Source organism: Vibrio sp. Vb1755, assembly GCF_033338635.1.
Taxonomy (GTDB): domain Bacteria; phylum Pseudomonadota; class Gammaproteobacteria; order Enterobacterales; family Vibrionaceae; genus Vibrio; species Vibrio alginolyticus.
Genome location: NZ_JAWOTA010000056.1, coordinates 1 through 3,817, shown reverse-complemented (window position 1 = coordinate 3,817; position 3,817 = coordinate 1). Strand labels below are relative to the sequence as shown.

At 43.5% G+C, this 3,817-nt stretch carries 3 protein-coding genes; 1 reads left to right on the top strand and 2 read right to left on the bottom strand.

Annotated elements, in window-relative coordinates; genetic code table 11:
- On the top strand, positions 1-72 hold a 72-nt coding region (locus R7E00_RS22430), incomplete at its 5' end, for a helix-turn-helix domain-containing protein (RefSeq protein WP_318124475.1).
- Between the two features lie 74 nt (positions 73-146).
- Here R7E00_RS22430 and R7E00_RS22425 read toward each other — a convergent pair.
- Together R7E00_RS22425 and R7E00_RS22420 are read right to left on the bottom strand one after the other, a co-directional pair.
- The gene (locus R7E00_RS22425; RefSeq protein ID WP_017635555.1) at positions 147-1,304 is read right to left on the bottom strand and encodes an MFS transporter; all 1,158 of its coding nucleotides are present in this window, start codon (positions 1,302-1,304) and stop codon (positions 147-149) included.
- The gene (locus tag R7E00_RS22420; RefSeq protein ID WP_213910010.1) at positions 1,301-2,872 is read right to left on the bottom strand and encodes an ABC-F family ATP-binding cassette domain-containing protein; all 1,572 of its coding nucleotides are present in this window, start codon (positions 2,870-2,872) and stop codon (positions 1,301-1,303) included. Before R7E00_RS22420 ends, R7E00_RS22425 begins: the two co-directional genes overlap by 4 nt.
- Between the last annotated feature and the right edge of the window lie 945 nt (positions 2,873-3,817).

Below are 3,817 nucleotides of genomic sequence, written 5' to 3'. Positions count from 1 at the left end.
CGCGCAGCAACTATGATGGGTATCAACCGCGGTACTCTTCGCAAGAAACTTAAGAAATACGGCATGAACTAAGACCGTTTTTCAAAAAGTATTTGGAACAAGCCGTTACCTTCTTAGGTAACGGCTTTTCTTTATCTACTAAAACACTACGAATAACGCTCACTTTGTTCAGTATTACCAACTGGCTTTAAGATAACTACTGCTGAGCCAAACAATAGCAAAGCCACGAAAGCGACCCATTCATTGCCTACAGAATACGCGAAGCCCGCCAAGGCAGACCAAATCGCGACACCAAAGTGCATCATACTCATTCCAAAAGACATTAACACACCTCGATATTCATCAGATAAGCTTGCGATATGTGCTTGTAATGCCGGAGAACCAACCCCTCCAGCAAGAGACCAGAGCACTAGAGCTGGAAGATAAGCGGTAACCGTACTCATCTCACTTGAGAACACCCATGCACTGCAAGGTATGCACACCATTAAAGCCACTCGCATAACAGCTCGAGAGCTACCAAGCCAACGGCAAGCTCTCCCCACGCACATATTTCCAACCACACTCACGATCCCTAGAGCAGCATAAATAGCGCCCACCCAACCGAGCGCCAACTCGCTGGTATCTCGAATATGAAGGCCTATCAGGTTAAATACACCAATACCTCCCCCTAGGCCTAAACACATCGCTAGAATCGCCCTCAACGCGCATGGAAGATGAATGACGTCTGTGATAGGTGGCAGAGTATCTGACTTCTTGGACTCATTATGCTTGTTGTTCATGGACACTACGCTCATGGCACCGACAAAGAGAGCCGCCACGCCCAAAATAATAAAAGCGGCACGCCATGATAAAAGCTGGGTCAACAATGCTCCGATCGCCGGGCTAGTTATCATACCTAGCGTTAATCCCGCCTGAACCATCACAATTTGACGCATCGCTCTATTACCCTTCGCGTCTCCCGCTAACGCGAATGCAATTGGTAACATGCCTGCACTTGCAATACCAGTGATCACTCGAGTTGCAATAGCAAGTTCAAAATCATGAACTATGCCCGTCGTAATAGACGCAACCCCAAATACAAAGCAAGCAGGCACCATGATACGAATACGCCCAACTCGGTCTGATAAACGGCCCAAGTAAGGAGCGCAAATTGCTATGGCTAAACTATATGCCGTAATAAATAAGGTAACCTGACTCGGTTGAACACTTAAATCATTTCCGATGGGTTCAAGAATAGATCCAAGCATCAACTCATCAGCACCAACAAGAAAAGCAACGAGAAATAGGATCATGGACTGCATCATAGCTCCACCTCCTGTTCTGTTTTCGATTCAGCACAAGTGAGCAACGAAATATCTAAAACTCTATCAGGCCAAGATTGCAAAAATGCCTTCTCATGAGATACCACAATCACGCTACCGGAAAAGCGCTGGAGAGCCTCTTTAAGCGCATTTTTGCTGCTGCTATCCAAATGTGTTGTTGGTTCGTCCAACAGCAAAACATTGCATTTCTGAACCGATAAACAACACAGTTTCACCCGAGTTTGCTCACCACCGCTCAATGTATCTAAGTGGCGCTGCGTCTTATCCCCCGTGATCCCAAAGCGAGCTAATAGCTTGCGTGACTCTTTGCTTGAGATTGTTGGCGCACAAGAGCACAGCTCCTGTTCAGGCGTGTTCTGAGGATGGCGCCAAGACAAATCTTGAGAAAAATAACCAATCATTGCACCTTTTGCCAATACCACCTCACCAGAGAGTGGCTCGATCTTCCCCATCAGGGTTTTAAGTAAGGTCGACTTACCCACGCCGTTAAAGCCAGCAACAACCAACTTTTCCCCGCGCGCTAACGTGATATCAAATACTGGAAGCAGAGGCTGCTGATAACCGATCATCAACGCTTTTGCCTCAACCACATTCGGTTGCTCAATGGGCTGGTAAGCAAAGTCAAACGTCGATACTTTCTCTACATGATTCAGTTGAATACGTTCGATTTTATCCAGTCTCTTCTTACGCCCTTTAGCAAGACTGGCGTTAACTCCTGCACCATTTTGGGCAACAAATTTCTCTAACTTTCGAATTTCACTTTGCTGAGCCTTATATTGCTTTTCTAATAAAGCACCGTCGTGCTGCTTTTGCTGCATTGCTTTGACATAAGTACCGCTGTATTTTCGAACCGTTTGATAATCAATATCACAAACACTGGTCGCTACTTGATTAAGGAAATCAATATCATGAGAAACCAGTAAAACGGTGCCAATGTAATCATTGAGAAACGCGACTAGCCATTCAATGTGCGAAGCATCAAGATAGTTTGTCGGCTCATCAAGAATTAACACATCGGGGTTGCGAAGTAACAACTTGCCTAAAAGGACTTTGTGTCTTTGACCACCACTTAGCGAGACAAGCGGTGTATCTAAGCCAAATTGATAAATACCAAGACCTACAGCAACTCGTTCAATTTTGGTATTAATTGCATAGAAGTCTTCATCTTCTAAATATGCCTGTAGCCGAGCGACTTGGCTTAAAAGAGATGTAGAGTGAGACTCGGTCATCGCCTGATACAAAGTCCAAAGCTTCTGCTCGGCAGCGTATAAGTTCTCAAAAGCACTCTTTAAGCATTCATAAACCGTCAGCGCATTATCCATCTTAAAATGTTGCTCTAAATACCCCACCTCAAGGTTTGGTAACCAGTCAATGCAGCCCTTATCTGCAGATAATTCACCAATAAGCAATTTTAATAAGGTGCTTTTTCCAACGCCATTCGCTCCAGTGATACCTATTTTCTCTCCCACGTTAATACGAAAGGTCACGTTGTTGTATAATGTCTTATCGGCTATCTGATAAGACAAATTTTTAACTTGTAAAATACTCATGTTTTCAACCAAATAAAAAAGGGCCGGTGATCAATACCGGCCCTTATTTCAATACTGGGTAATGCTTTGTAGCTGCTTAACAGATACAAAAAGGCCGATGATGAAATATCACCGGCCATCTCTTCTCTTTTATCAGGTGTAGAGACGCCTGCGTATAACTTCAGCGAAGCTACCCACACATAAAACACCTGATGAAGATTAATTTAAGACTCCGAGCAACACTTCATCGCATTTTTTGCACGGAGTTCAGCCTTCTTACAAAGCTTTTAAACAAGAGATATAACATGATTTACTGTCGAAAAACACTCGATGTGAAGCGTACACCTTTAGAATAAAAAGTACCAGATAATTATTAAAACTATCGTGACTTACACGAAGGTCCACTGAAAGAAGACTTTTCCTCAGTCAATGTGCTAGGTGAACGACTTACTCAGCAAACACAACTATGAGAGCACCTATACCGCTCACGTTATACGAATGTAGTGGTGGCTTTGTAGGTTGGAGAGGGTTAGAGGGAAGAAGTAGCGAATACACTTTAAGACACTAGCTTAAATAGATCGACAAAACAAAATCCATGTTTGGAAAGTTTTAAATGCGCTGAGTTTATATTAATAAGCGCCTATGGCTAAATCAAAACATCTAAAGCAGAGAAATCTCCCCCGAAAATAACATAACCTAGTGAATAAATTTTCCAGGTAATAATAAAGGAAGCTTTGGTAAGTAAGCATAAGGGCTGAGAGCTAGCGCTCGATACTAGGACCCGGTTCAGTAGAAACCACACAAAACTGAGTTCCACTTCACTCATAACAGGGCTTAGAAAGCATCGCCAGAGGGAAGCCTGCCTCTAGATGCAAGGTTTCAATATGAAAGTGGGTTTAAGGTAAGTCAGGTAACCAAAACGAAAAAAGCCCCAGTCTTTCGACTGAGGCTTAATATAAGTGGCGG

Excerpts from the sequence above, each read along its gene's own strand:
- R7E00_RS22425 (WP_017635555.1), bottom strand. The coding sequence starts at position 1,304 with ATGATGCAGTCCATGATCCTATTTCTCGTTGCTTTTCTTGTTGGTGCT.
- R7E00_RS22420 (WP_213910010.1), bottom strand. The coding sequence starts at position 2,872 with ATGAGTATTTTACAAGTTAAAAATTTGTCTTATCAGATAGCCGATAAG.